At 65.0% G+C, this 26,082-nt stretch carries 27 protein-coding genes; 7 read left to right on the forward strand and 20 right to left on the reverse strand.

Annotated elements, in window-relative coordinates:
- Nucleotides 1-46: 46 nt before the first annotated feature.
- Nucleotides 47-1,090 (reverse strand): EamA family transporter, encoded by a 1,044-nt coding sequence (locus tag SMD14_RS19935; RefSeq protein ID WP_321214804.1) that lies wholly within the window; start codon nt 1,088-1,090, stop codon nt 47-49.
- 72 nt (nt 1,091-1,162) lie between these two features.
- Here SMD14_RS19935 and SMD14_RS19940 point away from each other — a divergent pair, with 72 nt between their 5' ends.
- Entirely contained in the window at nt 1,163-1,708 is a 546-nt protein-coding gene (locus SMD14_RS19940; protein ID WP_157240216.1) for an ABATE domain-containing protein, read from the forward strand.
- Here SMD14_RS19940 and SMD14_RS19945 read toward each other — a convergent pair.
- From SMD14_RS19945 to SMD14_RS19955, 3 genes are all read right to left on the reverse strand, one after another.
- The gene (locus SMD14_RS19945; protein ID WP_321214805.1) at nt 1,705-2,073 is read right to left on the reverse strand and encodes a hypothetical protein; all 369 of its coding nucleotides are present in this window, start codon (nt 2,071-2,073) and stop codon (nt 1,705-1,707) included. The two genes, SMD14_RS19940 and SMD14_RS19945, sit on opposite strands and share 4 nt — an antisense overlap.
- 103 nt (nt 2,074-2,176) lie before the next feature.
- On the reverse strand, nt 2,177-2,767 hold the full coding sequence (locus SMD14_RS19950; RefSeq protein ID WP_321214806.1) for a hypothetical protein: 591 nt from the start codon (nt 2,765-2,767) through the stop codon (nt 2,177-2,179).
- 59 nt (nt 2,768-2,826) lie between these two features.
- Nucleotides 2,827-4,179: an MATE family efflux transporter gene (locus SMD14_RS19955; protein ID WP_321214807.1), complete on the reverse strand. Its 1,353-nt coding sequence runs from the start codon at nt 4,177-4,179 to the stop codon at nt 2,827-2,829.
- Nucleotides 4,180-4,286: 107 nt separating this feature from the next.
- On the opposite strand from SMD14_RS19955, the gene SMD14_RS19960 reads away from it, so the two are divergent.
- The gene (locus tag SMD14_RS19960; RefSeq protein WP_321214808.1) at nt 4,287-4,721 is read left to right on the forward strand and encodes a DoxX family protein; all 435 of its coding nucleotides are present in this window, start codon (nt 4,287-4,289) and stop codon (nt 4,719-4,721) included.
- 134 nt (nt 4,722-4,855) lie between these two features.
- Nucleotides 4,856-5,827, forward strand: coding sequence for a hotdog domain-containing protein (locus SMD14_RS19965; protein ID WP_321214809.1), 972 nt, complete (start codon nt 4,856-4,858; stop codon nt 5,825-5,827).
- Nucleotides 5,828-5,854: 27 nt separating this feature from the next.
- Here the strand turns inward: SMD14_RS19965 and dnaB are convergent, their stop codons facing one another.
- The gene (gene dnaB, locus SMD14_RS19970) at nt 5,855-7,237 is read right to left on the reverse strand and encodes a replicative DNA helicase (protein WP_321214810.1); all 1,383 of its coding nucleotides are present in this window, start codon (nt 7,235-7,237) and stop codon (nt 5,855-5,857) included.
- 657 nt (nt 7,238-7,894) lie between these two features.
- Here dnaB and SMD14_RS19975 point away from each other — a divergent pair.
- A complete protein-coding gene (locus SMD14_RS19975; protein WP_157240209.1) occupies nt 7,895-8,170 on the forward strand; it encodes a hypothetical protein in 276 nt (91 codons plus the stop codon).
- A 2-nt stretch (nt 8,171-8,172) separates the two neighbouring features.
- Nucleotides 8,173-8,745: a hypothetical protein gene (locus SMD14_RS19980; RefSeq protein ID WP_157242838.1), complete on the forward strand. Its 573-nt coding sequence runs from the start codon at nt 8,173-8,175 to the stop codon at nt 8,743-8,745.
- Nucleotides 8,746-8,820: 75 nt separating this feature from the next.
- Here SMD14_RS19980 and SMD14_RS19985 read toward each other — a convergent pair whose 3' ends face one another.
- The gene (locus tag SMD14_RS19985) at nt 8,821-9,447 is read right to left on the reverse strand and encodes an FMN reductase (RefSeq protein WP_321214811.1); all 627 of its coding nucleotides are present in this window, start codon (nt 9,445-9,447) and stop codon (nt 8,821-8,823) included.
- A 217-nt stretch (nt 9,448-9,664) separates the two neighbouring features.
- Between SMD14_RS19985 and SMD14_RS19990 the strand changes: the two genes are divergently transcribed.
- Nucleotides 9,665-10,210 carry a hypothetical protein gene (locus SMD14_RS19990; RefSeq protein WP_157240205.1) on the forward strand — a complete coding sequence of 182 codons (546 nt, stop codon included), beginning with the start codon at nt 9,665-9,667 and terminating at the stop codon, nt 10,208-10,210.
- Between the two features lie 98 nt (nt 10,211-10,308).
- Here SMD14_RS19990 and rplI read toward each other — a convergent pair whose 3' ends face one another.
- The 4 genes from rplI to rpsF all read right to left on the reverse strand — a co-directional run bounded on the left by rplI (nt 10,309) and on the right by rpsF (nt 12,098).
- The gene (rplI, locus tag SMD14_RS19995; protein ID WP_013602898.1) at nt 10,309-10,761 is read right to left on the reverse strand and encodes a 50S ribosomal protein L9; all 453 of its coding nucleotides are present in this window, start codon (nt 10,759-10,761) and stop codon (nt 10,309-10,311) included.
- Between the two features lie 17 nt (nt 10,762-10,778).
- Nucleotides 10,779-11,018 carry a 30S ribosomal protein S18 gene (gene rpsR / locus SMD14_RS20000; RefSeq protein WP_003800144.1) on the reverse strand — a complete coding sequence of 80 codons (240 nt, stop codon included), beginning with the start codon at nt 11,016-11,018 and terminating at the stop codon, nt 10,779-10,781.
- A gap of 128 nt (nt 11,019-11,146) precedes the next feature.
- Complete coding sequence (locus SMD14_RS20005; RefSeq protein ID WP_157240203.1) at nt 11,147-11,722, reverse strand: single-stranded DNA-binding protein; 576 nt, start codon at nt 11,720-11,722, stop codon at nt 11,147-11,149.
- 70 nt (nt 11,723-11,792) lie between these two features.
- On the reverse strand, nt 11,793-12,098 hold the full coding sequence (gene rpsF, locus SMD14_RS20010) for a 30S ribosomal protein S6 (RefSeq protein WP_013602900.1): 306 nt from the start codon (nt 12,096-12,098) through the stop codon (nt 11,793-11,795).
- A gap of 341 nt (nt 12,099-12,439) precedes the next feature.
- Between rpsF and SMD14_RS20015 the strand changes: the two genes are divergently transcribed.
- On the forward strand, nt 12,440-13,393 hold the full coding sequence (locus SMD14_RS20015) for a hypothetical protein (protein WP_321214812.1): 954 nt from the start codon (nt 12,440-12,442) through the stop codon (nt 13,391-13,393).
- Nucleotides 13,394-13,450: 57 nt separating this feature from the next.
- On the opposite strand, the gene SMD14_RS20020 is transcribed toward SMD14_RS20015, so the two are convergent.
- The 10 genes from SMD14_RS20020 to SMD14_RS20065 form a co-directional block, all read right to left on the reverse strand.
- Nucleotides 13,451-14,527: a hypothetical protein gene (locus SMD14_RS20020; RefSeq protein WP_321214813.1), complete on the reverse strand. Its 1,077-nt coding sequence runs from the start codon at nt 14,525-14,527 to the stop codon at nt 13,451-13,453.
- Entirely contained in the window at nt 14,524-14,739 is a 216-nt protein-coding gene (locus SMD14_RS20025; protein WP_157240199.1) for a hypothetical protein, read from the reverse strand. The genes SMD14_RS20020 and SMD14_RS20025 overlap by 4 nt, the downstream gene beginning before the upstream one ends.
- Nucleotides 14,736-15,047, reverse strand: coding sequence for a hypothetical protein (locus SMD14_RS20030; protein ID WP_231754842.1), 312 nt, complete (start codon nt 15,045-15,047; stop codon nt 14,736-14,738). Before SMD14_RS20030 ends, SMD14_RS20025 begins: the two co-directional genes overlap by 4 nt.
- 47 nt (nt 15,048-15,094) lie before the next feature.
- Nucleotides 15,095-16,873, reverse strand: coding sequence for a glycosyltransferase (locus tag SMD14_RS20035; RefSeq protein ID WP_157240196.1), 1,779 nt, complete (start codon nt 16,871-16,873; stop codon nt 15,095-15,097).
- Nucleotides 16,870-18,153 (reverse strand): MATE family efflux transporter, encoded by a 1,284-nt coding sequence (locus SMD14_RS20040; RefSeq protein ID WP_157240194.1) that lies wholly within the window; start codon nt 18,151-18,153, stop codon nt 16,870-16,872. Before SMD14_RS20040 ends, SMD14_RS20035 begins: the two co-directional genes overlap by 4 nt.
- Nucleotides 18,150-18,905, reverse strand: a complete 756-nt coding sequence (locus tag SMD14_RS20045; RefSeq protein ID WP_321214814.1) for a glycosyltransferase — start codon at nt 18,903-18,905, stop codon at nt 18,150-18,152. Before SMD14_RS20045 ends, SMD14_RS20040 begins: the two co-directional genes overlap by 4 nt.
- Before the next feature lie 70 nt (nt 18,906-18,975).
- Entirely contained in the window at nt 18,976-20,076 is a 1,101-nt protein-coding gene (locus SMD14_RS20050) for a hypothetical protein (protein ID WP_321214815.1), read from the reverse strand.
- Between the two features lie 77 nt (nt 20,077-20,153).
- The gene (locus SMD14_RS20055) at nt 20,154-23,903 is read right to left on the reverse strand and encodes an Ig-like domain-containing protein (protein WP_321214816.1); all 3,750 of its coding nucleotides are present in this window, start codon (nt 23,901-23,903) and stop codon (nt 20,154-20,156) included.
- Between the two features lie 63 nt (nt 23,904-23,966).
- On the reverse strand, nt 23,967-24,959 hold the full coding sequence (locus SMD14_RS20060) for a glycosyltransferase family 2 protein (RefSeq protein WP_321214817.1): 993 nt from the start codon (nt 24,957-24,959) through the stop codon (nt 23,967-23,969).
- A gap of 1 nt (nt 24,960) precedes the next feature.
- Nucleotides 24,961-25,686, reverse strand: a complete 726-nt coding sequence (locus SMD14_RS20065; protein WP_321214818.1) for a glycosyltransferase family 2 protein — start codon at nt 25,684-25,686, stop codon at nt 24,961-24,963.
- Nucleotides 25,687-26,082 lie beyond the last annotated feature (396 nt).

The following is a 26,082-nucleotide window of genomic DNA, read 5'->3' on the forward strand; positions in this document are numbered from 1 at the left end:
AAAGCTAACGCACAGAGGGCCCGGACACCAGTCCGGGCCCTCTGCTTTAAGGGACGGGCTCGACGTCGTTCGCGTGTTCCAGCGGGGACGCCGCCCTGGGCGGCTCCTTGCCGCCCGCTCCCGCCGACGCCGGCGCAGGGCCCCGGAGTTCGTCCAGCCGGACCAGGATGACACCGCCGACGATCAGCGCTCCGCCGACGAGCTGGATGGCGCCCGGAAGCTCACCAAGCAGCAGCCAGGCCCAGATGACGGCGAAGAGTACCTCTGTCAGCGACACGAAAGAGGCCACCTTCGATCCGAGCGCCCGGGCGGCCATGATCCCGGACACGTACGCCAGGACCGTCGCCAGGACTACGAGGCCCGCCAGCGGGACCCACCACGGGGTGGTCCAGGGGCCGAGCCTGGTATCGGCTGCGCTGAAGGCCATCGGCAGCAGGCCGGTGGCGGCGGAGAGCCACATAGCGGCCGCACCCACCAGCAGCCCGCCGGAGGCCAGGACGATGGGCGGCAGTGAGTCGTTCTCCTTGGCCGTAATGAAGAAGTACATGGCAAGGCAGACGGCGGCCGCAATTCCCCAGAGGACACCAATGACGTCGATCTTCACGGCGCCTGTGAGGTCCAGCACGAGAACCAGGCCGGCAAGGGAAAGCAGGGTACCGCCGAACGTCAGGACACGCGGCCGCCTGCGGCTGGCAGCCCACAGCCACAGCACGATGATGACCGGAGCCAGGTATTCAAGCAGGAGCGCCACGCCCACGGAGAGCCTGGCCACAGCGTTGAAGTAGAAGAGCTGGCAGGCCGCCACGCCGATCAGCCCGAAGAGGAGGATGGTCACCCAGTTGTTCCGCAGCTGGTGCCAGCGTCCCCGCAGGGCTGGAACCGCGGGCACGGCGAGAATCACGGCGGCACCCGTGAGCCGGGCAGTGACGGCGGCTCCCGGGGACCAACCGGTCTCCAGGAGCGCCTTGGCGAAGGACCCGGAGAGGCCGAAGACGGCGGAGGAGAACAGGGCTATGCCCAGGCCGGAGGCGAGGAAGTTCCGCTTGCCTGCGGACAGGCGGCCGGGCGCGCGGTTGCTCGCAACGGACATTGAGCACCTCCTGTCAGGAGTAAAGTGGGATTATGGTCATGACAGTACGGGACGGCACTGTAAGGAGTCAAGATGGTTTTTGCCCCTGACACCGAGGTGGCGCTGCGGACGGTGGTGAATCTGGTCAATTCAGCGGCAAATGGGGCCGAAGGCCTTGCCACGCAGGCGGACCTGGACCGTTTCCTGGCGGCTGAGGGTTTCACCGGCTCCCGCACCAGGGATCAGCAGGAACTGGAAAGCGTCCGGCAGTTGCGCCGGCAGCTCGCAGAGCTTTGGACAGCGGATGAAGATGCGGCTGTCCGCACGGTGAACCGCCTCCTGCGCGAGGCGCGCGCGCTCCCCCAGCTGGTCAAGCACGACGACTGGGACTGGCACCTGCATGCCACCACACCGGACGCCCCGCTGGTGGACCGGATGAGCACGGAGGCCGCGATGGCGCTGGCGGATGTCATCCGCGGCAAGGAGATGGACCGAATGCGCACCTGCGACGCAGAGGATTGCGATGCGGCGGTGCTGGACCTGAGCCGGAACCGGTCGAAGCGCTACTGCGACACCGGCAATTGCGCCAACCGCGCACATGTCGCCGCCTACCGTGCCCGGCAGGCGGCCTCGGGCTAGTGGCCGCCCGGCGTGTCCGGGTGATCAGGGCTGTCGGCGGAGGCGGGTGGCTCCTGGGGGCCCGGGGCGCCAAAGCCGTGGGAGGGTTTCCGGGCCGAGCTGAGGTTCACGCCGGACCCTTTACCCAGATGCTCGGCATTTTCCTTGTAGCTCATGGAGAGCATTGCGGCGACCACCAGGGTGACAATGAAGGCGATGCCGGCCGCGGTGAAGGCCAGGTCGAAGCGGGGAGTCCGCGCACTGCCGCCCGAAGCAAAGACGACAACGGCAAGGAAGGCGACCACAGCCCAGAACGCGGAGAACATCAGGGGCCCCTTCACCGAGGTCCGCAGCCTGCGCGGTTTTCCTGGATGCTGGTCTGCCACGGTGATTCCTCCCTGCAGGCGGCACGCCGGCCGGCCTGGATCAAGTATTGCGGTGGTTTGCCCGGCCAATTTTCTACAAGGAGTAGAACCGCGCTTTCCTAGTTTACGGCTTTCCGGCGGCGTGGCCGGCATCGTGCCGAAGCGTCAGGCCCGAAAGTACCCACAGCACGCCGGAAATAATTGCTCCTCCGCCAGCCACCCCCAGCAAAGCGTGGGCACCCAGGCCGATGAAGAACGGCAGCAGGGCTGCGGTTCCAAGGCCTATGGCTCCGGAGGTGATCCAGTCCCGGGAGAGCACGTGGCGGCCGCGCAACATCAACCCGCAGAGCAGTTCAAGCGCTCCCGCCACACCAAGGCCCGTTGCGGCCACCACGCCAAACAGCAGGTCCCCGTGCAGCAGGACCAAGGAAAGTCCCGCGCCGGCCAGCACTGCGCCTGCCGCCGAGAGCATCTTGCCCGGAGCGCCATCCCGCTGGAAGCCTGCAGCCTGGATACCCCGGAGGAGGAGCGCGCCGGTGGCCAGGAGATACAGCCCGCCGGCCCAGCCCATGACCTCCACGGAGGGCGCGGCCCAGAAGATGGTGACTGCGCCGAACACCAGCGCTGCCGCCGAGCGCAGCAGGACCGGCTGCCAGAGGTCTGGCCGGGGGGCGGTTCCGGGGGCGGTGCCTGCGGGTGTCCTTGGTTGCGTCACCGGTCCAGTTTAGTGGCGGCGGTGCGCTGGCAGAACTTCGGCGCCTGTTCCCGCTGCCCCTACCCCGAACCGAGCACCATCCAACGGTCGGACCGGGCACGCAGGCCCAGGGTCAGGGCGCGCGCAGCCATGTAGCCGAGGGCAAAGGCGGCCCACAGCCAGCCAAGGCCTGCGGCACCCGATAGGCCGGGCAGCGCCACGGCAATCAACAGCGGCACATAGACGGCAAGATTCAGGACCCCGGCCAAGGCAAGGTACTTTGCGTCCCCGGCGCCGATCAGCACCCCGTCCAGCACAAACACATAGCCGGCTATGGGCTGGCCCGCCGCGACGACCCAGAGGGCAGTGGCCAGAACCGACTGCACCTCGGGATCGGACGTGAAAAGGGCACCCGCCCAGGGGGCCGCCAGTGCCAGGAGCACGCCCGTCGCCACGCCAAAGCCCAGGCCCCAGCGGATCATGGTGCGGGTCAGGAGGCGCGCCTTGGCGGCATTCGATGCGCCCAGCTCCTTGCCGATCAGGGCCTGGGCGGCGATCGCCAGGGCATCCAGGGCGAAGGCCAGGAAGGAAAAAATCGTCATTGCCAGCTGGTGGGCTGCCAGGTTGACCGCCCCTTGCGCGGTGACCACCAGCACTGTGGCCAGGATCGCGATCCGGAGGCTCAGTGTGCGCAGCATGAGCCAGGACCCCACCCGCGTCATACTGCGGATCCCCCGCCAGCTTGGCAGCAGGCTCACCCCGCTGCTCACTGCGTTCCCCCTGACGATGACCAGGTAAACGCCCGCCATCGCCCACTGGGCCACGCTGGTTCCCACCGCGGAGCCGGTCACCGACCAGCCCAGCCCGTAGACCAGCCACAGGTTCAGGACGATGTTGAGGCCAAAGCCCGCCGTGGCCACCACCAGCGGGGTCCGGGTGTCCTGAAGGCCGCGTAGGAGGCCTGTGCCGGCGAAAATCAGGAGCATGGCCACCAGCCCGGGCATGGACCAGCGGAGGTAATCGACGGCGAATCCCCGCACCTCGCCTTCCGCCCCCAGAAGGCCGATCAGCGGGTCCGCGGCCAGGAACCCGGCCACGGCCAGGACGAGGCCCAGCAGCAGTGCCAGCCAGACGCCGTCGCGGCCGGCTGCCAAGGCCTTGCCCGGCTGGCCGTCGCCGATGGCGCGGGCCACGGCAGGGGTAGTGGAGTAGGCCAGGAAGACCATCAGGCCGACGGCGGTGTGCAGCACCGCCGAGGCGAGTCCGACGCCGGCCAGCTGGGCCACGCCCAGGTGGCCCACAATCGCCGAGTCGGCGAGCAGGAACAGCGGCTCGGCCACAAGCGCACCAAAAGCGGGGACGGCAAGCCGGAGGATCTCCCGGCGCTGCCCCCTGGATGGCGCAGCAGTGGTGGGGGCAGGTAAGCGGGGCACGATGCCAGCCTAATCCGCCGGCCGCGATCGGGCCTGTGCGCATGACAAGGAACACATTGTGACGATTTAGTTGACACTTCAACCATCGGGCCGGAAGACTGGAATGCATGAACCAGTCACGACTTACCACCACCGCCGTTACTGCCCTCCGCATCATCCTGGGCTTCCTCTTCGCCGCCCACGGCTGGCAGAAGTTCAACGAATGGACCATCGCCGGCACCCAGGCGTCGTTCGCCAAGATGGGCGTTCCGGCAGCGGAAATCGCAGCCCCCGCAATCGCCGTCCTGGAGTTCGCCGGCGGCATCGCCCTGATCCTGGGCATCCTCACCCGCGTGGTTGCAGCCCTCCTGGTCCTGGACATGCTGGGGGCCCTGGTCCTGGTCCACGCCTCCGCCGGAGTTTTTGCCGCCAACGGCGGGTACGAGCTGGTGCTGCTCCTCGCGGCCGCAGCCTTCGCCCTGGCCCTCACCGGCGCCGGACGCCTCTCAGTGGACCGGGCCCTCTTTGGCCGCAGCAACTCCAAGTTGTCTGTCCTCGCCTAAGCCGAACCTCCGGCCATGGCCGGGAACCGCTCGACGGCGGGTGCCCACTCCGGTGCGCACCCGCCGTCGGCCTTTTCATCACCCGAAACAGGCCTGACTGCTGGGTAACCCAATGGCGTCAGTATGATCGCACCATGACCGACACCCCTGCCTCCAACTCCGTGACCCTCCGCTTCCTCGCCGCCCCGATGGACGTGGGACACAGCGGCTCGGTGGATGCCGGGACAGTCCTGGAGTGGGTGGACAAGGCCGCGTATGCCGCGGCGGTGGGGTGGGCGAAGTCCTACTGCGTGACTGCCTATGTGGGAAACATCCATTTCGCCGATCCGGTCAACAGCGGGGACATGGTGGAGGTGGAAGCCACCATCGTCTACACCGGCCGGTCCTCAATGCACATCCGCACCGTGGTTTCCTCCGGGGATCCCAAGGGCGGTCCGGCCACTATGCGAAGCCAGTGCATGGTGATTTTCGTGGCCGTCGGGGAAGACGGGAAACCCATCCCGGTGCAGCAGTACGAACCCGTCACCCCGGCGGAAATCGAGCAGCGGGACCACGCCCTGGCCCGGATCAAGGTGCGGGAACAGATTGTCGAAGCCATGAACCGCCAGGAATATACTGACGCGGGCACGGCCGAACGGGTGACGCTCCGCTTCATGGCTGCGCCCACGGACGTGAACTGGGGCGGAAAAGTGCACGGCGGGATCGTCATGAAGTGGATCGACGAAGCAGCCTACGTCTGCGCCTCCCGGTACTGCGGCATGAACACAGTGGCCGTATTCTCCGGCGGCGTCCGGTTCTACCGCCCGTTGCTGATTGGCCACGTTGTGGAGGTGGAAGCCCGCCTGGTGTACACGGGGACGAAGGGCATGCACATCGCAGTCCACGTCCGCTCCGGCGATCCCAGGAGCCGCGACATGAACCTCACCACCTATTGCCTGACGGTGATGGTGGCGCGCGACGCCGAAGGCAACTCGGTGCCTATCCCTGCCTGGATGCCGGTCAGCGAGGAGGACAAGCGGCTGCACGCCCACGCCCGGGAGCTACTCGAGATCCGGGGCACCGCCCCGGGCAACCGCCTGCCGAACCACCTGCTGGCGCAGGGCTAAGCGCCCCCACCCGCCGGCGCGTGGCTCCTAGAAGCCCCCGCCGCCGGCGTCGGCCGCCATGTTGGCAAACCGGGAGTAATGGCCCTGGAAGGCCACCACGATGTCCTTCGTGGGACCGTTACGGTGCTTCGCAACCAGGATGTCGGCTTCGCCGGCGCGCGGCGACTCCTTGTCATAGACATCTTCGCGGTGGAGCAGGATCACCATGTCCGCGTCCTGCTCGATGGATCCGGATTCACGGAGGTCCGAAACCATGGGCCGCTTGTCCTGGCGCTGCTCAGAGCCACGGTTCAGCTGGGACAGTGCGATGACCGGGACCTGCAGTTCCTTGGCCAGGAGCTTCAGCGCGCGCGAAAACTCGGATACTTCCTGCTGGCGGGACTCCACCTTCTTGCCGGAGCTCATGAGCTGCAGGTAGTCGAGGATCACCAGCTTGAGATCATGCTGCTGCTTCAGGCGCCGGCATTTTGCCCGGATCTCCATCAGGGACATGTTGGGGCTGTCGTCAATGAACAGCGGGGCGTCGTTCATCCGGCCCATGGTGGTGGCGATCTTGGACCATTGCTCGTCCTTGATGGTTCCCTTGCGGAGATCCTGCAGACCGATGGTTGCCTCCGCGGAGAGGAGGCGCATGGCGATTTCGTTCCGGCCCATTTCGAGGGAGAACATCACCGTGGAGAGGTTGTTCTTGATGGCAGCGGAGCGGGCAAAATCCAGTGCGAAGGTGGACTTACCCACTGCCGGGCGGGCGGCGATGACGATCATCTGGCCCGGGTGCAGTCCGTGGGTGAGCTCATCCAGCTCGTAGAACCCCGTGGGGACGCCGGTCATTCCCTCGCCGCGGTGCCCGGAGGCCTCGATCTCGTCCACTGTGGACTCCATGACGTCCTTGAGGACAACGTAATCCTCGGCAGTGCGACGCTCGGCCACGGCGTAGACCTCGGCCTGGGCCTGGTTGACCAGGTCCTCCACCTCACCGTCCGAGCCGTAGCCCAGCTGGACGATCTTGGTTCCGGCATTGACCAGGCGCCGGAGGACGGCGCGCTCAGCAACGATTTCGGCGTAGTAGCCGGCGTTGGCCGCCGTGGGGACGGTCTGGATCAACTCATGCAGGTAGGCGGGGCCGCCGATCCGGTTGATCTCGGCACGCTTGGTCAGTTCGTCCGAGACGGTAACAGCGTCCGCCGGTTCGCCGCGGCCGTAGAGGTCGATAATGGCTTCGTAGATGGTTTCGTGGGCGGGGCGGTAAAAGTCCTGTCCCCGGAGAATTTCCACCACGTCGGCAATGGCATCCTTGGACAGCATCATGCCGCCCAGGACGGATTGCTCGGCAGGGATGTCCTGCGGTGGCTTTCGGCTCGCGTCTGATCCGCGGGTTGTTTCGACCGGGTCAAGATGCGCGATTGACAAAATTGCCGTCCTCCATGTGAGCCGGGACCTGAGGTCCCGGCGGTGATCCATCCTGGTGTGGCGTTGCCCGAAGACCGCGCACCGCTACCTGTTCAGGTCTACCAGCAGGGTGTGACAACGCGGGGCCACGCCCTCCGGAGACGGCATGGCGCGAGTTATCCCCACTATCCACAGGTTTTCCACAGCGGGCGATTTCTTCCGGATCCGGCGGCTCCACAAGCTGCCTTCAGCAGCTAAAGCGGAACCAGCAGGACCCTGAAGAACAGGTACCCCGCTACGCTAGCCCCCTCCGCTCCAGCTGCAAAGCCAGCGGTGCCCGGGCCCTGTGGACAACCTGTGCACTAAGGGGCATAGCTTGTGCACAGCCTGTGGGAAAGGTTGTGGACAGCAAAAACCTTTACCGGGTGATATGCGCTTGACCTGCGGAAACATTAGCACCAGCATGTGGAGTAAATATTTCTTCCCGGGAATTTCATCCACAGCCTATATGGCCGCCAGTGGCCTTAGGTCGCCGCGCGGCGGGCAGTGACCCAGTTCATCTGCGAACCCGTGGCCTTCGTCATATGCCGCTGCGGATGTCTGGCGTCGGGCAGGCCCCCCATATGCACAACAGTGAATATTGCTGTGGATAAACAGGAACTGGCATAAGCTCTATGTATGGGCGAACTACTGCTGGTTCTGCTGCCGGCGATCGTCTTGGCGGCGCTTATTTGGGGGCTTGCCACGGCCCTCAGCCCACGCGATTCAGGCGTATCCGACGCCGAGAAATACCAGCGGGACCTCGCCGAACGTTCAGCCCGGCACTATGCCGCGCAGGTCCAGGCGGCCACCGCCGCGCGGGCCCGCCTCGAGGCCATTACGCGGCCAAGCCAGAACGCCCAGGCGATGCACTCAGATCTGGCTGCCACCAGGAAGTACACAGAACGGCAATGAAAATGGAATCGCTCGTGATCCCTGTCCTTATCCTCCTGGCCGTGGCTGCCGGAGTCTCCCTGGCTGCCCGCGCCATCAGCAGGCGAAAGGCTTCCGCCGGTGCGGCATCCACGTCGCCGCCCGTCAGTTCCGCCGAGCTCGCCCGCCAGGCGGCCACGAAACTCTCCGAGGACCAACACCGGCGGCTATATGCCCTGATTGCCCAAGGCCAGGCCATGGCCGCCATCAAGCTCTACTACGAGGTCACCGGGGATGGGCTGCGCGCGTCACGCGATGCCGTCGGTGCGCTGGCCGCCCACCCCCAGCCCTACCGGGGCCCCGAGGCAGTGCCGCCGGCCACTGAGGACGACGAGGACGATGAGCCGCAGCGGTTCCCTTACCGCTACCGGGCCATTGCGAGTAAAGGCGACGTAACCCGCGAGGTCAGCAGCAATATGCTCAACGACGAGATCTACGGCCGCATCCGCACCCTGGCCCGCAATGGGGACACCGAGGCGGCTGCCACCGCCCTTACCCGCCATTCCGATATCTCCATGAAGCAGGCCAGGGAGTTCATCGAACTGCTGGACGACTAAGCCCGGCTGGACTCGTGAAAGGGCCTACTGGAAGTTGGCTTCGCTCGCGGCGGGGAACTCTCGCGGCGGGGAACTTCAGGCGTTTCCGGAGATGCCCGCCAGCAGCTGCTCGAATGGCAGTGACTCCATGGGAACATGCTTCCGGCCCGGCTGGGACCCCTCCATCAGGCGGGTAAATTCGCCGGCAGCGCGGTCGATGCGGGCGGCAAGGGAGGACCCGTCGTCGTCGGCGGTTCCCCAGTCCTGCGGGCCGGCGAAGACGCCCGTGGGCGCAATCCTGGCGCGCAGGTAGCTGAAGAGCGGGCGGAGCGCGTAGTCCAGGACCATCTGGTGGCGCTCGGTGCCGCCGGTGGCGCCGAGCAGGACGGCCTTGCCGTCCAAGGACTTGGGGTCGAGGACGTCGATGAAGGATTTGAACAGGCCACTGTAGGACGCGCTGAACACAGGCGTCACGGCGATGATCCCGTCGGCGGCTTCCACCCCTGCGATGACCTCTGCGAGGCGCGGAGCAGCGTAGCCGGTGACGAAGTTGTTGGCGATGTCCACGGCAAGGTCCCGGAGTTCGACGACGTCCACGGTCACGTCATAGCCGGCCGCGCCCAACTGACGTTCAGCCGACACTGCCAGCTGGTCGGCAAGCAGGCGGCTCGACGACGGCACGCCCAAGCCGGCGGAAAGGACTGTGATACGGCGGGTTTCCATGACGGTCTCCTGTTGCTCGGTAGTTCGTATACAAGTTACATGCATTTGCATGTTTACATCCATACAGGCAAACCGGGGAACGTGCCAGGTTATTCCCTTGTCCCGCCGGGGAGTAGAATCGCGGCAGGCTGGGTCGTCGTCGCAGCCGGTGCCTGGCGGTCCGATGCGACACCTTCTGTATGTTTGCGCAGGGTCTGCCCGATCGAAAGTCACCACCATGCTCAGTAAACTCAGCCCATTCGTCACCGCGCTCCTCCTCGGCGGCCTCGCCGTCACCGGAGCTGCCCCCGCCAACGCGGAGCTCGTGGAACGCTACAGCCTCGATTTTTCGACCAGCGGACTAAACGACGACTTCTGCGGTTCGGGGCTGCAGGTCGCATTCACCTATGACCGGACCGGTTCGGGCTCAACCATGACCCGCGGCGAGGATAGCCTGCTGTGGGTTCAGGAGAAGCTCAGGATCGTCCAGACATTCACGTACAACGGGATGACCGTGACCGACATCCAGCCGAACACGCTCGCCAAAGACCTCAAGATCGTCGACAACGGGGACGGGACGCTCAGCATCACCGTGCTGCTCACCGGAGAGAATCGGCTGATTGGAAGTGACGGCAAGATCCTCGCCAAGGGCGACGGCCAGGTCCGCAGGCTCCTCACCATCGACCAGGCGTCGGGCAACGTGATCAGCGACGAGCTGATTTTCGGTTCTACGGGTACGAACGACGACTTCTGCGAAGCAATCCTGGCTCACTGGGGCGTCTGACCCGGTTGGCCCGTCCACGGTCCAAAGACAAGAGACCCCCGCTGCCGGGATCCGGCGACGGGGGTCTTTGTACAGTCAGGACTGTTGAGTCGTTATGACTACTTGCCTGCCACTACATCGAGTTCGATGACAGCGGCAACATCCTCGTGCAGACGGACGTTGGCCTGGTACGAACCAACCGACTTGATGTGGACCGGCAGTTCAACCTTGCGCTTGTCGATGCGGCCAAGGCCAGCGGCCTCAACAGCGTCAGCGACGTCGCCCTGCTTGACGGTGCCGAACAGGCGTCCGGTTTCGCCAGCCTTGACGACGAGCTTGACCGGCTTGGACTGCAGTGCAGCAGCCTGCTTCTGAGCGTCTTCCAGGGAAGCGTGCTCGCGGGCAGCGCGGGCAGCCTTGATGGACTCAACCTGCTTTTCGCCGCCCTTCGACCAGGTCAGGGCGAAGTTGCGGGGCAGCAGGTAGTTACGGGCGTAACCGTCCTTGACCTCGACAACGTCGCCAGCAGCACCGAGTCCGGTTACTTCGTGGGTCAGAATGAGCTTTGCCATGTTAGTTAATCCCTTCCTTAGCCGCGGCCAGCGCCGGAGTAAGGCAGCAGAGCAACTTCGCGGGCGTTCTTGATTGCCTGGGCGATCTTGCGCTGTTCCTGCACCGTAACGCCAGTGACGCGACGGGCGCGGATCTTTCCGCGGTCGGAGATGAACTTGCGCAGCAATGCTACGTCCTTGTAGTCGATGACAGTGATGTCAGCGGCCTTCAAGGGGTTGGACTTTGGTTTGGGCTTACGGAGTTCAGCCTTAGCCATCGTGGAGCTCCTATTCTAGGGAGCCCGTGGATGTTGATCCACGGGATGGTGGTGGTCCGACGGCGGCAGCCGCCTTGGTGCGCTTTGGCACTGTGGCGGGCCCCGGCGTCGGACCTTAATGGGGTGTGTTAGAAGGGAGGTTCGGAATCGGGGCCGTTGCCCCAGCCACCTGCACTGGACACGCCGGGCGTAGCCCAGGGATCGTCCTGCGCAGCCTGCTGGTTGCCGCCGCCCCAGCCTCCACCGGAGTTGCCGCCCTGGTTTCCACCAGAGTTGCCGCCTCCGAAGCCACCGCCGCTGTTGCCGCCGCCGAAGCCGCCCTGGCCACCCGCGCCGGAGCGCTGGGTGCGGTTGACCTTGGCATTGGCATAGCGCAGGCTGGGGCCGATTTCGTCGACCTCAAGCTCGATAACGGTGCGCTTTTCGCCTTCTTTGGTTTCGTAGGAACGGCTCTTCAGGCGGCCGGTAACGATCACGCGCATGCCCTTGGTGAGGGACTCGGCGACGTTCTCGGCTGCTTCACGCCAGACAGCCGCGCGGAGGAACAGGGTTTCCCCGTCCTTCCACTCGTTGGACTGGCGGTCAAAGGTACGCGGGGTGGAAGCGATGGTGAAGTTCGCTACTGCCGAACCTGACGGTGTGAACCGCAATTCCGGGTCATTGGTGAGATTACCGATGACCGTAATGGTGGTTTCGCCTGCCATCTACTGCCTCCTTGTTCGATCCTGTGAAGAGTGCGTTCCTGCGGGTGAAGAATGAAGATCAGTGCTGAAATTACTCAGCAACAACCTTCTGCTCTTCGGGGCGGGTGATCTTGGTGCGCATGATGGTCTCGTTAAGAGACAACTGGCGGTCAAGTTCCTTGGCGGTTTCCGGCTTGGCGGTGAAGTTCACCACGGCGTAGATTCCTTCGGACTTTTTCTTGATTTCGTAAGCCAGGCGGCGTCGGCCCCAAATGTCAACCTTCTCGATGGTTCCACCATCGTTGGTGATGACGTTCAGGAACTTCTGAAGCGACGGCTCAACGGTACGCTCTTCGACCTCGGGGTCGATGATTACCATCAATTCGTAAGGACGCATATGTGAACCCACCTCCTTTGGGCTAAGCGGTTACGGCATTTCCGTAACAGGAGGTTCATTTGCGATTCCGTGCGATGCCCCGCCAGAAGGGAGGCAGGGCGCAGCACAGACTTCACCATCTTAGTGCATGTGGCCCGGATAGGCGATTTGCTCCTGACCCAAGGTTAGGCGGCCGGCAACGGCCCGGAAAGCGCTGGTGCGGCGATGTGGAAAACTCCCACGGCCGGGAAGCCCCTATCATCTGACGTATGGGTAAACATTTGGTCGCCCTTGGCGCAGCGGCAATCTTCCTGGGCGGCTGCTCGGCCCCTCCACCTCCACCTCTGCCCCCGACAGCAACGGTGACTGCGCCAGCGGACGACGCAGCAACCACCCCGGCCACAACCGACGGCGGAGGGACCACCCAGCAAGCGTCCACTGACGCTTTCGATTTCGCCGCAGCAGGGGACATCAACCCGGAAGGGAACACGTCCGCGGCGTCGCCCAGTGGCAGGAACGCCGCGTCCATTGTCGCCGGCCTGAACGACGGCACGCTGGACAACTTCATCGCTTTGGGTGACTTTCAGTACGACAAGTCCGTGTGCTCCGCGCTCGGCGCTTATGACCAGCTGTGGGGACCGGCCAAGTCCAAAACATACTGGGCGGCAGGACCGAACCACGACGTCAAGCCCGGCACGAACGATGAGCTGGACAAGTATATGAACGGTGAGTGCGTCTCCGCCACGAAAAGCGCAACCAACGGCCACCTTGGCCGATTCGTGGACGCCCTCGAATGGTACTCATTCGATAAGGGCAACTGGCATTTCCTGGTAGCCCCTACCGCCACCTGGCGGTATGACGCGACGCGCGCGCGGGCCATGACGCATGAAATGGATGCCGACCTCAAGGCAGCCAGGGCAGCCGGCAAGCATCTGGCCGTCGTTTACCATGACCCCTACTTCACTTCTGACACATCCAGCCATGACCGCTTCGCTGAGGCCAAACCGTGGATTGATGTGTTCTGGACAAACCGGGTCCGGATACTGCTTTCGGGCAGCCAACACAATTATGAGCGAACGTGCCCCGTGAACAACGCGGACCAGTGCGTTGCGGACGGGATGCAGCAATTCCAGGTGTCCACTGGTGGAATCGGCCTCCGGGAATTCACCGGCAGCCCCTCTTATGTGCAGAAGAGGTTTAGCGACACATGGGGTCACCTAAGAATGAGCCTTAAGGCTGACGGCTCTTATACATGGGAATTCCGTGCTGTTTCCGGCGGAATGCAGACTGACAGCGGGTCACGAAGCGGGGGCTGATTCAACGCCAGGGTAGGTGGGCCGGGACCTCGCCACGTGGGTGTGCACCCCGCCCGGTCAGTACTCTGACACCGGTACGGCTGAACCGTCGTCCGGACGCCAATACCGCAAGCCGCCGTTCGTGGAGCCGTCGCGGGCGACGTCTATCACGGCGTAGGGGAACGCCCGACGATCCCGCCGGTCAGGTCCGCGACCGCGGACGTCCGAACACCACGTGCCTGTGTTGACGTACCGGGTTGTGCACGCCTCCAGCTCCGCTTCGAGGGCACGGTGGGTGTGGCCCGATACGTACCAGGCCACCCCGGAACCATGCTCTTCGAGGGTGCGCGCGACCCGACCCGCTGCTGCAGGAGGCTCCTCGCCTGCGGTCCTGCGCCCGGCTGCCGCGAGCACCATGCGAGTGGCGGCGCGCGGGAGCGCCGACACCGTCCGGAACCGGGACAGGCGTGCCAGGTCCCGAACGGCCGCCTCGTCGAGCGCAAGGCGGAATGACTCGGACTGCAACATTTCGTCGTACGCGGGCTCCCGGATGCGACGTTCCGCCAGTTCGGACGCCAGGCAGGACCGGGCAACGGCCCCGGCTCGGCTCAGGCGCGAGTTCGACGGGTGGGCGTTCCAGGCGGCGAGCGGTGGCAGGTTCAACTCGTCGGTCCCGTTGACCGCCGAGCGGAGCACCTCAGGAATCCGGTGCAGCGCGTGGTGCTGGTGCCCGTGCTCGGCCACGAGCACGTGGGGCACGTGCAAGAACCACGGGTGCACCCGGACCCGTGTGGGCTCGCCGGGTGACAGTAGCGCTGACAGGCGGGCGGCGACCGACGGCCGGGCCAGCTCGACGTCGTGGTTGCCGCATACGAAGTGCAGCTGCACGCCGCGGGCCGCACACGCTTCCAGCGCCCGGAACGTGTCAAGGTGCCGGGCGAGGATCGACTCGAGCCGGGCAAGGCTCTCGTCTTCGGCCAAGCCGACCAGCTCAAACGTGTCACCCACGAATGCGACGTGCCGCTGCGTACCGGCTACCGCAAGGACCTCGCGGCGCAGGAAACCGGGAAGCACTGCGCTTGGGCGGCGGGGGTCGTCATCCGATACGCCCAGGTGGAGGTCGCTGAGGAGCCACCACCGCGCCGCACCGTTCACGTGAGCAGTCCCACCACGCGCGGAAGGAAGAGGACGAGATACATCGCCCACATGACACCGACCACCCTGCGGCTCATCGTCAGGCCGAGGAGCCTCGTGGGCCGTTCGGCGTCCGGTCCCGCGCGTCGGATCTCAAGCGCGACAAGGGTAACGAGCAGGGCGATGGTGATGAGCAGGGCGGCAATCGCGAGCAGTCCCGCCAGATCGATCATGACACAACCTCCTGTCGTGCGCGTGCCATGCACGCGCCAATGGTGATGACGCCCATCGTGACGACACACGCCTGCCACGACCACACAGCGAGGTAGAACATCGCGGTGGACACCGCGGTTAGCGTGGCGAGGCCGAGAGCCAGAACAAGCAGCCCGCGAAGGGCAGGGTCGGTAACCGACGTGAGTCGGACCAGTGCCTGCCCTGGCAGCAGGATAAGGACGGCTGTCGCGGCGACCACCTGCAGCGGCGTCGGCAGCCCTACGAGCGTCACCAGTGACAAGGCGAGGGCCGCGAGACCGAGGACCAAGGTCGGCCGGCTGATGGGGCGGCTGATAGGGCGGCTGATGGGGCGGCTCATGGCGTCACCCGGTAGGCGCGGGCGTCTGCATTGCTGAACACTAGTTCCACTCCATCCTGCGCGCTTAGCCACGCCTCCAGCTCGGCGAAGCCGCCGGCGCTGCTGGCGCCCCGAAGCACAAGACTCGCTTCCGACGAGCGGGTGAGCAACAAGACGGCACCGGCAGGGTTTTTCCGGGCATTGTCGTAAACGACTGGGCCGCACGCCGCCGTAGACAAGTCGGACCGGCACATGTAGTCCATGGTCCGATACGGGTGCTCGAGGTAGGCCTCGCTGCGCCACGGCGTCGGGGGGGAAGCCGAGATGATCGTTGAGCCGGGCGGCGCGAGGCGCTGTACGGCGGCGACGGCAGCGATCTCGTTGTCGGTGAAGACGTCAAACTGGGCGTTCCCGAACCGGCCTGTCACTGTCAGCAGGCCCAACAGGCAGAACGTCAGCGCGAGGCCCCCCGCGGCACGGAGTGAGGGCTGTGTCCTGCCTTCAGTGGGAAGCAGGATCGAGCATGCCTGCAAAGCGATGAAGGGCAGAGCGAAAAGCGAGACGCGGATGAGCATTTCCCCGCCGTACAGCTGCACGGGGAAGAGCAGCAGGGGGGTGACGGCAAGGAGGACTACCCGGATGTCGAACCGCCCCCTGCGCCAGTCGCGCACCGCGCCCGCCGCGGCAAGCGCCCACAGCAGGAGGGTGAGAACGACCCTGGCCTGCACCACGAGCACGTGCCCAGCGGTCCCGCTCACGCGGTCGACGACGTTGGCATTGATTGCGGCCAGCACACCTCCTTCCGCCAGGGGCGGGTTCCCGGCGAGGTATGCACTGGCGGGGTAGGCGAGCCAGAGTGCCAGCAGGACCGCGGTGATCAGGGGCAGCCGGCCGGGCCAGACATGTCCGCTCAGGGTGAGAGCGGTGAGGGAAATGAGCAACAGGAAAGGCGTCAGTTGATGGCTCGCGCAGATGACCGCGATGAGCACGAGAGCCACCGCGAGGGCGCTCACCCGGTACCCTGGCCGGGGCTCAGCCGGGGACCGCCCTTGCCACCACGCCGCCACGTCGACGTCTCGGAAGCCGCGGAACTTGGGGGGCCGCGCAGCCAGCGGGCCGACGACAAGTGCGATCACGACGAGGTACAGGAAGAAGCCGAAGGCTTGGGGAGACAGGTAGTCCTGGTCCTGCCAGTTGCCGAGGCAGAAGAGCCAGAGCACGAGCCAGCGCCGTCGCGGATCCTGCGTAAGGTAGCGCATCAGCACGCCCAGGGCAGCGAGCCACAGACCCACGTTGAGCACCGGCGCCCACAGGGCAAGGGCTACCGGGTCGAGGCCGGTTGCCTTCAGTACTGTCGCCAGGAGGGCGAAGAAACCCGGCCAGTTAAAGTAGGCGTCAATGTCGGGGTCGATCCCCTGGCTGCGCGAGAGGGCGTCGGCAATGCCGAGATGACGGAACGCGACCTCACCACGCGGTACGTCCGTGACGAAGGCTGCCGTCCCGAAGAGCACGAGCACCAACACCAGCACCAGCCACATCAAGACCGCCCGGCCTGCCGGACCTGAGGCATCCCCTCGCAGGGCCACAACGAAGGCAACGTTCAGAATCAGGACCCCTGCCCAGAACGGGTAGGGGAGCACGGCAACGAGCCCCAGGTCGCTGTTCACGGGAACGGCGACCGTGGAAGCGGCCCACACGGCAAGCGCCAGCGACACGACCCCCGCCAGTGCGCACCAGGCGTCACGGGCCTTCCAGCGTCCTCGGATGCGGCTGGGCGCATCAATCGTGGTTGTCATCGTGACTCCTTCGTGACACGCCGGAGAACGGCGATTAACCGGAGGCCGGCAGCAACAGCTCCAATGGAGAGCACCACCAGCCACGCAAGGGCCATGGCGCCGGGGCCCGCTTCGGCCTCCAACAGCGCTGACGCGCAGAGGGCCACCCCGAGCGTCACGCCGACCACGATCGGCTCTGTGTAACGGCCGAGAGCCCGGCACACGGCGTTGTAGGCCTGCAGCACCGCGTACGGCACCAGTCCGGCCGCCAACCACCGCAGAGCGTCAGCGGATGCGTCAGCGTACCGCTCCCCCAGCAGACTGAGCAGCGGGTGAGCGAGGAGGACGAGGACGACTGCCGCCAGACCTCCTATGGCGAGCGACCAACGGAGACTCGCCCAGGTTGTAGCCACCAGGCGGTGAGGGTCGCGGACACCTTCGGAAAACTGGACGATGCCCATCAGCATCGGAGCGGAGTAGGCAGCCCAGGCCATCATCCATGCGGGATACCAGTAGGCAGCGATCTCAGGCGCCACCGTGTGGGCCAGCAGGAGCGGCAGCACCAGCCCGGGGGCGCGCTCGGTGAGGGTGAGGAGCTGGTACGGAATACCCACCGCCAGCAGTGGACGGCCGCGCGTCGAACGCAAGGATGGTCGCGGCCGATAGCCAATCAGTTTTCGCAGCTGGATCACACCGACGACGCACGCCACTGTATTCCCGAGGGTCCAGCAGGCCATCACCACGTCGGCGGAGGCGCCATGCGCCTGCCAGGCCACGAGCGCTGCAGCGCCGAGGGAAACCCCGCCGCCCAACGCATACCTCAAGGTCGCGCTGGCCCCGCGTCCCAGCGCCACCAGCGCTTGGTCCAGCACAATCACCAGGGTGCCGGTGACGGCAGCCGCAAGGAACGTTAACCAGAAGAGAACCGATGCCGACGCCGTGTCCGGCGCCACAGCCGACTGCAGCACGAGATAGCCGAGGGCCAGCACGGTGCCGGCTGCCCCCACGATGGCGAACGCCGCGTCCAGCACCCGCGCGGGCGGCTCCCCTCGTCCCACCGCAACGATGACAGCGGACCCGGCACCCAGAACCGCGAGCTGCGTGCAGATCATCACTGCCGCGACCGCGGCCATGGCGAGCCCGACCTCACGGTCTGACGTCGCGCGTGCGGCCACGACCCAGAAGGCAAAACCCCAGCCAATCTGGGCGGCCTTGCCCACAATGAGGCCGATCGAACTGCGCAGGGCGGAGTGCCGGACAGTTGAGGGGTCCGTGACCGCGGTCCCTAGTTCAGCGGTCATGACGCCAGACCTTTCGCCAGGCCCGCATAGTTGTACCAGCAGAAAGCGATGTAGTAGCGCAGCCACCTGGGCTGGCCCGAGGCGAGGCTCAAGACGCTGCCCCGGATAGCCGCGGCGGCAGGAAGCAACGCCAACCTCGCACCGCGCCAGCCGTGCTTGCGGATCATCCGTCCCAGTCCCGTTCCGTCCATCAGGAACTGGTCCAGGGCGAAGTCAAAGTCGTCGGCGGCAAAACGATGTTCGACGACTACCCGCTGTGACACCGCCGTCCGCAGCCCTGACTGCCGCATCCGCCAACGGAGCTCGATGTCCTCGCCCGACTTGAACGAGTCGTCGAAACCCACACCCAGCATCAGGTCTCGGTCGACCATCGTCGCTACGAGCCCGAACCAGTTGCGGCTGCGGCCGGTGCGATGGTGATGTGCCAGCGCCTGCCCCCAGTAGCCCGGTCCAGCGACACTTTCCAAACCGGCCTGGAGCGCGTCGTAATCGCCCTCGACGAGCTCAGAGAGCAGGTCGGCGACTCCATGTGGCCCGAACACGACGTCAGAGTCGACGAGCAGGACCCAAGGGGTCCTGCTGCTCTGCACACCGAGCGTTCGCGCCCACGGCAAACCGCGGCCTTCATCACTCAGGACCCGGGCACCTGCCGCGAGGGCGAGGTCGACCGTACGATCGGTGGAGCATCCGTCCACCACGATGATCTCCGCTACGCCGGACTGACGCAGGGCCTCCAGACAGCGTGGGAGCATGTGCTCCGCGTTGCGGGCCGGAACGACCGCGGTGACCTCGGAAGGGCTGTGACCCACTGTGCCCACCCCCTCAGATCTGCTCGTCCAGGACCGACGGCAGCAGCTCCTCGAGATACCGGACGATATCGTCAGACGCTTCGTCTGCCGTGTACGCGGAGGGCACCTGCAGCAGGTGGCAGGGCCGTCCGTCGAGCGCTTTGTTCAGGACGACGCCTTTTGCGGCGAAGTGCTCGCGCCAGGGGACGACGGATGTAGCGGCCAGGCCTGTCACGACATGCTGCGAGAAGCTTGCCATCTCGATGTGGAAGTTGCCGATCATGCGGTCGACCATCCACTCGGTTGTCCGCTCGACAATCCTGGACCGGGAGCCCTCATAGCGCTCGATGTAGATGGCCGCCGCAAGCGGAGCCGTCGTCGTCACTTCCCGGCCGGGAAACGCGGTCCCGGCATCAACCATGCGGTGCTCCGGCGACCAACGCCGGGAGAAGTCCGCGAGGCGCGGGTAACGGATGACGTACGGATGCACCACCGTGGTGAGGCGGCCGACACTCTTCGAGAGCTGAGGCGGGACGAGCGGCTTCCGGACCCCTTCAAACAGGTGCGGGTAGATTTTCCGGTGGTGCGGCTTAATGAACATCGGCTTCGCGTAGCCGAGCAGCGTGGCGTCCTCGGCGAGAAAGGCCCAGTCATCGCCCATGAACGACCAACCCTCGCGCCGCATCAGCTTGGCCGCGGTGCTCGTCTTTCCGGTCCCTCCGGCGGCCGGAAGCGCGATCGCGTGACCCCGGTACGCCATGGTTGCGGCGTGGATCATGCCAGCTCCGCGGCCGACCATTGCGGCATCGAGAACAGGGACCACGGAGGTCAACAGCTCGCCCGGTCCGTGAATGCGCCACTGCTCCCCATCCCTCACGATCTGGAGTCGTTCGGCCTGGAAACGCACACTGTTTTCCGTGTACGCAAGCTCATGCTCAAGTAGGCCAGCATCCGGCATCGGCTCCGGCCGGTCATCGACCACAATGTTGGCCGGCAGTTCGGTGTCTGTGGCGAAACACGCCAACATGCTCTTGAGCTGCGGCGCTGCCGGTGATTCTGCGTCGACGCGGATCGCGACGCGGCCGTGAATGTCGAAGTGCAAGGCCTTGGTCTTGGGCTTGGTCTGCCTGTACATGGTGTCCCCTGTCTAGTGGTGTCCGATCGGTGATGTTGCTGAGGTGGACGGCGCCGGCCATGTCGGCCGGCGTCCGACTACTTCGTCAGCGTGAGGATGAGCGTGGGTGCGTTCGTGCTGCCGGCCTCCTTGGAGTTCAGGTCCAGGCCGTCACTGCTGCTGCTGTCCATGCCCAGTGAGAGTTGTTGGCCCAGCTCACCGGTCAGGCCGCTGACGGTCAACGGAACGTTATACGTGGTGTTGGTCGTCGTCGGGCCGAGTGTGCCGATGCTGGTGCCGAGCTGCGGCTTGTTGCTGTAGGTGATCCCGCCCTCGGTCCAGCTGTCATCAGCGACCAGCTTGACGTTCTGCGTACCCGTGGACCCGCTCCCGGCACTACGCAACTGCAGGGTCGCGCTCACCAGGGTCCTGCCCGCATAGGCTGACAGGTCGAATTTCAGGTACGTGACCTCCACCGGGCTGTTGTCCACACCCAGCAGGGTGCTCGTGCCATAGTTCGTCCCGGTCGCCCCGCTCGTCACATAGCTGTCAGCGGTGGCCGTGAGCGTAACCGTTTCCGACGTGCCCCCGCCCGCGGCAGCCGTGGTGAAGGTCCAGGTCTTGTCCTGCGCCAACGCGTTACCGGCAACATCCTTCACGCCACCGGAGCCGCCCTTGATCGTCGCCGTGTACGTCGTACCCGCGGCCAGATCCGCGCCAGGGTTCAACGTCGCAACCCTATCCGTGCTGCTGTAGGTCACAGTCGCCGGCACCGTCGTCGTCCCCGTCTGCAACTCGAACGTGCTCGACGTGACCGTCGAGGCATCCATCGCCTCCGAGAACGTCCCCGTCGCGTTCGCCGTCACCGCCACACCGGTCGCACCAGCGGCCGGAGACGTACCCGTCACCGTCGGAGCCGTCGTATCGCCGCCACCCGCGGCAGCCGTGGTGAAGGACCAGGTCTTGTCCTGCGCCAACGCGTTACCGGCAACATCCTTCACGCCACCGGAGCCGCCCTTGATCGTCGCCGTGTACGTCGCACCCGCGGCCAGATCCGCGCCAGGGTTCAACGTCGCAACCCTATCCGTGCTGCTGTAGGTCACAGTCGCCGGCACCGTCGTCGTCCCCGTCTGCAACGTGAACGTGCTCGACGTGACCGTCGAGGCATCCATCGCCTCCGAGAACGTCCCCGTCGCGTTCGCCGTCACCGCCACACCGGTCGCACCAGCGGCCGGAGACGTACTCGTCACCGTCGGAGCCGTCGTATCGCCGCCGCCACTGCCGCCGCTCACCGTGAGGATGAGCGTGGGTGCGTTCGTGCTGCCGGCCTCCTTGGAGTTCAGGTCCAGGCCGTCACTGCTGCTGCTGTCCATGCCCAGTGAGAGTTGTTGGCCCAGCTCACCGGTCAGGCCGCTGACGGTCAACGGAACGTTATACGTGGTGTTGGTCGTCGTCGGGCCGAGTGTGCCGATGCTGGTGCCGAGCTGCGGCTTGTTGCTGTAGGTGATCCCGCCCTCGGTCCAGCTGTCATCAGCGACCAGCTTGACGTTCTGCGTACCCGTGGACCCGCTCCCGGCACTACGCAACTGCAGGGTCGCGCTCACCAGGGTCCTGCCCGCATAGGCTGACAGGTCGAATTTCAGGTACGTGACCTCCACCGGGCTGCTGTCCACACCCAGCAGGGTGCTCGTGCCATAGTTCGTCCCGGTCGCCCCGCTCGTCACATAGCTGTCAGCGGTGGCCGTGAGCGTAACCGTTTCCGACGTGCCCCCGCCCGCGGCAGCCGTGGTGAAGGTCCAGGTCTTGTCCTGCGCCAACGCGTTACCGGCAACATCCTTCACGCCACCGGAGCCGCCCTTGATCATCGCCGTGTACGTCGTACCCGCCTTCAGGTCAGCGTTCGGGTTCAACGTCGCAACGTTGCCCGTATACGACACAACCGCGGACACAGGCGTCGCATTTGGCGGAACCGGCGCCGTCCCCTCGTACAACTCGAACGTGCTCGACGTGACCGTCGAGGCATCCATCGCCTCCGAGAACGTCCCCGTCGCGTTCGCCGTCACCGCCACACCGGTCGCACCATCAGCCGGAGACGTACCCGTCACCGTCGGAGCCGTCGTATCGCCGCCACCCGCGGCAGCCGTGGTGAAGGACCAGGTCTTGTCCTGCGCCAACGCGTTACCGGCAACATCCTTCACGCCACCGGAGCCGCCCTTGATGACCGCCGTGTACGTCGTACCCGCCTTCAGGTCAGCGTTCGGGTTCAACGTCGCAACGTTGCCCGTATACGACACAACCGCGGACACAGGCGTCGCATTTGGCGGAACCGGCGCCGTCCCCTCGTACAACTCGAACGTGCTCGACGTGACCGTCGAGGCATCCATCGCCTCCGAGAACGTCCCCGTCGCGTTCGCCGTCACCGCCACACCGGTCGCACCAGCGGCCGGAGACGTACCCGTCACCGTCGGAGCCGTCGTATCAGCGCCACTGCTGGGATCGTAGAAGTGCCAGTACCGGCTTGTTGCGTTGACGTCGGCGAGCACCAGCAGACCGCTTTTCGCCGTGCCCCGCGCCGCACTGTTGAGGTTCTGTTTCGTTGACGTCACGTTGTGGACATACTGGTCGGCGTCCACGATGCGGGCTGTCTTCGCTGCTGTGAAGTCGATCTTGTTTAGCGGCGTTGACTTCTCGTAGATCGCGCCCCCGGAGGTGGTGCAGACGCCCGCGTTCGTCGTGCCGTTCGGCTTCGGATACGTGGCGAAGGTGCGCAGCATCTGCGTGCTCTCGTCAATCAGGACGATCACCCGGTTCGGGCACTCTGACACCGGCGCGATCGTGTGGTGCGACCACGTCGTACCGCTCAATTCCAGGAGCTGGATCAACGGCTGGGGCGCCGACGTGAACGACGTCTTGACGGCGGCGAAAACCCGGTCACCCGAGGAGTCCAGCCACTTCAAGTTCATATGGTCATCAGCGCTGCGCTGCCCCGAAACCGCCGCCACAGGAGTGCTCCATCCGGTGTTCGGGGCTCCGCTTGCACTGTCAGCACGGTAGCTCCAGTACATGCCGTCTGTGGCGTCACCGACCTGCCGGCTCCACATCAGCCCCATCTTGCCGGGTCCGAATGCGATCAGAGCCGATGTGTCGTCCACAGACACATTGCTTAGAGACGCAGGATGCTGGAACGGCGTTCCCCAGGTCTTGCCATCTGTGCCAGTGGCGTTCAGATAGATCTTGTTCCCCTGCTGCCACGTGGCCCACACCCGACCAGTCGAGTCCTTATCGATGGTCAGGACCTCAACTTTGTAGTTGTTGATCTGTGTGGAACTCAGCAGCGAGTAAGTCTTCGTACTTGAGTTGTAGCTGTAACGCCGCATCAAAGTCGGGAAGTTGGCCTCAGCAGGCAGACCGTCGTTGACGAACATGTGGCTCGCCACATACAACGTCGTCCCGTCCCACAACACGTCATGATGGGTGTTCGCCCGCGTCTCCGTCGCCACGCCCGTATTGACCCACGAGCCCGTCGCGGCATTGAGCCTGAAGATATGGAAATCCGAGCTGGCGGTGTCCCACAGGTTTCCCCACCAGAGCCCGTCGTTGAACCACAACGCACTCTCCGCCCGCTTCGTGCCCGTCGGCGTGCCCGTCCCCGAATGTGACGGACCCTCTACCCCGACATCACCCGCAGCAGCCGACGCCGCAACCGGGGCCACCAGGGCACCCACCGCAACCAGCAGTGCTGTCAGCAGTGCAAAGAGCCGCAGATTCCGCGAAGCGGGTGGACCGAAGCCAGCTACATCGGAGGAATCGTGCACGACCGCGCCTCCGCGCGCAAAACAGTGGTTCATTTCTTCATCCCTCCGACTCATTCGCGCTGTGAAATTCTGACGGTTCCGCTTTCACGCTTTCACTCACTGGACGTCCCTCCAGGCTGCCTCTATGCCAGCCGTGCTTCCCACGCGGGGCGTAACGTGGGCCAAGCGCCGGCCGCGCAGGTAGCCTGCGGCTGTGAAGGCCAGAACCGAAAGCACGGCACCGGCCCGTCCGAGTCCTCCCGGATCCCCGTTTCTGCCCCAGTCATAAAGCCCGGAAACAACGGCGCGTGGCAGGACCCTACGCACATACCGCCTTTCGGGTCCGAGCGCCCTTTTGTGGCCGACCACCTGGCTCACCTGGGCCTTTGACAGGCCTTCAGACCATGACCGGGACAGCATGTAGCGGAACGTGCCCCTGTTGGCCGGGACATGGTGGCGCACCACTGCGGCCGGTTCGTACACAATTCGGGAACCAGGCGAGCCCATCTTTGAGCGAATGCAGATCTCTGTTTCCTCGCATCCCAGGGGAATGGCACCCTGGCGGCCTAAAGCAAGGTTAAAACCCCCCACCTGGCGGAGTACCTCAAGCCGGAATGACATGTTTGCGCCAATAACGTTCCTGACCTCGCAGGCAACCCGTGGCATCCCCAGGTGGCTGCATCCAACGATCCAGTCCAGCTCCTCGCCGAAATAGCCGGGGCGGCCGGTTTCCCAAATAGGCTCCACCCGGCCACCGACGGCAAGGACGTCAGGATCGTCGTACATGGCCAGCAAAAGCTCAAGCCAGTTCGGTGCCGCTTCGGCGTCATCATCCAGGAAGGCGACGATGTCCGTATCAGCCAGGCCCACGCCGGTGTTGCGTGCCCCGGACAGACCCTGCGGCCCCGTGTTCTGGACGACCGTGACGTCATCAACCACCGAAAGAAGGCGTTCATAAAGATCAATGTTGTGGTCGATTACCAGGAGCACCTCCTGCGGACTGACGGTCTGTGCCCTGACGGATTCGATGACATCCAGCAGGTTCGCCCAGCGGTCCTCGGTGTAAGTGCAGATGACGACAGTAACGGTGGGCCTGCGAAAAGTCGTCATCTCAGGCTGCTTCCCGTAAGGAAAGGAGGCTCTGGGGGTCGGCGGGGGTCCGGGGGAAACTAACGTTTGCATATGCGTATTTGACGCGTCGCAGAGCCTCAGGACGGGCGCCGGCCGTGGGCGCCTCCCACAAGGCACACTCTCGGGCCATTGTCCCCAGCACACGCCAGCCGTCCCGGAACGTCTGCAGGTTCGAAGCCCCCGAGATGCGCTCCAGTTCGATACTCGGCACTTCTGCGATCCGAAGCCCCGCCTTGGCTGCCCTGACGATCAACTCCGTCTCAATCTCAAACCCGTCGGATTCAAGCTGGAGGACTTCCAGGCATTCACGCCTGAAGGCAATGTAGCCGTAGCAGAGATCCGAATAATTGCTGTGCAGCACCGCATTCGCCAAGGCCGTCAGTGCCCGGTTGCCCGTGCGCCGCAGCCAGGTGAGGTCCTCGGACCCGCCTCCGGTTACGTGCCGGGAACCTTTGACAAAGTCATAGTCGTGCTGGAGGGGGGCAACGAACCAGCCGATTTCCTGGGGGTCCATGCTGCCGTCGGCATCGAGCATGACGATGATGTCGCCGGCGGCTGCGGCGAATCCTGACCGGAGGGCTACGCCCTTTCCCTTGCGTTTTTCCTCCACGATCACGACATCCTCGCGGAGGGCCCGAGCAACCCCCACTGTGTTGTCCTGGGATCGGCCGTCCACGATCACTACCTCGTCCACGTACGAGGGCATTCGACGAAGCACCCAAGGCAGGTTCTTCGCCTCATTCAGTGTCGGGATTACTACGCTTACTGACGCTCTCGCTATCGACAACGTTGGCTCGGATAGCGTGTACGGAAGCTGGGTGGAAATGGACAAATGCCTCACCACTTCATGACATCGACGGAAACTGGACAATGCCGCACTCAGCTTGAAGCAAGTGCGCCACTAGCGCTTTATCCGGTCAAGGTCTTGTCTCTGGCCCCAGCAACTCATTAGCCAAGGACTCTGCCCGTGACGAAGAGCCTACTTTTGGTCCACCCGGGTATCACCAGTAGTGAGTACTCGCTTTTGTGTGGCCATCTTTCGGCCGATCAGTAAGTAACGGGGTTAACGAATGGTGAATTCGTTAGGTATAGGGGTTGTCCA

Source organism: Pseudarthrobacter oxydans (assembly GCF_034258515.1).
Classification (GTDB): domain Bacteria; phylum Actinomycetota; class Actinomycetes; order Actinomycetales; family Micrococcaceae; genus Arthrobacter.

What these genes read in the sequence shown, in the direction of transcription:
- SMD14_RS19935 (WP_321214804.1), bottom strand. Translation starts at nt 1,090, where the DNA reads ATGTCCGTTGCGAGCAACCGCGCGCCCGGCCGCCTGTCCGCAGGCAAG.
- SMD14_RS19940 (WP_157240216.1), top strand. Translation starts at nt 1,163, where the DNA reads ATGGTTTTTGCCCCTGACACCGAGGTGGCGCTGCGGACGGTGGTGAAT.
- SMD14_RS19960 (WP_321214808.1), top strand. Translation starts at nt 4,287, where the DNA reads ATGAACCAGTCACGACTTACCACCACCGCCGTTACTGCCCTCCGCATC.
- SMD14_RS19965 (WP_321214809.1), top strand. Translation starts at nt 4,856, where the DNA reads ATGACCGACACCCCTGCCTCCAACTCCGTGACCCTCCGCTTCCTCGCC.
- SMD14_RS19975 (WP_157240209.1), top strand. Translation starts at nt 7,895, where the DNA reads ATGGGCGAACTACTGCTGGTTCTGCTGCCGGCGATCGTCTTGGCGGCG.
- SMD14_RS19980 (WP_157242838.1), top strand. Translation starts at nt 8,173, where the DNA reads ATGGAATCGCTCGTGATCCCTGTCCTTATCCTCCTGGCCGTGGCTGCC.
- SMD14_RS19985 (WP_321214811.1), bottom strand. Translation starts at nt 9,447, where the DNA reads ATGGAAACCCGCCGTATCACAGTCCTTTCCGCCGGCTTGGGCGTGCCG.
- SMD14_RS19990 (WP_157240205.1), top strand. Translation starts at nt 9,665, where the DNA reads ATGCTCAGTAAACTCAGCCCATTCGTCACCGCGCTCCTCCTCGGCGGC.
- rplI (WP_013602898.1), bottom strand. Translation starts at nt 10,761, where the DNA reads ATGGCAAAGCTCATTCTGACCCACGAAGTAACCGGACTCGGTGCTGCT.
- rpsR (WP_003800144.1), bottom strand. Translation starts at nt 11,018, where the DNA reads ATGGCTAAGGCTGAACTCCGTAAGCCCAAACCAAAGTCCAACCCCTTG.
- SMD14_RS20005 (WP_157240203.1), bottom strand. Translation starts at nt 11,722, where the DNA reads ATGGCAGGCGAAACCACCATTACGGTCATCGGTAATCTCACCAATGAC.
- rpsF (WP_013602900.1), bottom strand. Translation starts at nt 12,098, where the DNA reads ATGCGTCCTTACGAATTGATGGTAATCATCGACCCCGAGGTCGAAGAG.
- SMD14_RS20025 (WP_157240199.1), bottom strand. Translation starts at nt 14,739, where the DNA reads ATGATCGATCTGGCGGGACTGCTCGCGATTGCCGCCCTGCTCATCACC.
- SMD14_RS20035 (WP_157240196.1), bottom strand. Translation starts at nt 16,873, where the DNA reads ATGACAACCACGATTGATGCGCCCAGCCGCATCCGAGGACGCTGGAAG.
- SMD14_RS20040 (WP_157240194.1), bottom strand. Translation starts at nt 18,153, where the DNA reads ATGACCGCTGAACTAGGGACCGCGGTCACGGACCCCTCAACTGTCCGG.
- SMD14_RS20045 (WP_321214814.1), bottom strand. Translation starts at nt 18,905, where the DNA reads ATGCTCCCACGCTGTCTGGAGGCCCTGCGTCAGTCCGGCGTAGCGGAG.
- SMD14_RS20050 (WP_321214815.1), bottom strand. Translation starts at nt 20,076, where the DNA reads ATGTACAGGCAGACCAAGCCCAAGACCAAGGCCTTGCACTTCGACATT.
- SMD14_RS20055 (WP_321214816.1), bottom strand. Translation starts at nt 23,903, where the DNA reads ATGAACCACTGTTTTGCGCGCGGAGGCGCGGTCGTGCACGATTCCTCC.
- SMD14_RS20060 (WP_321214817.1), bottom strand. Translation starts at nt 24,959, where the DNA reads ATGACGACTTTTCGCAGGCCCACCGTTACTGTCGTCATCTGCACTTAC.
- SMD14_RS20065 (WP_321214818.1), bottom strand. Translation starts at nt 25,686, where the DNA reads ATGCCCTCGTACGTGGACGAGGTAGTGATCGTGGACGGCCGATCCCAG.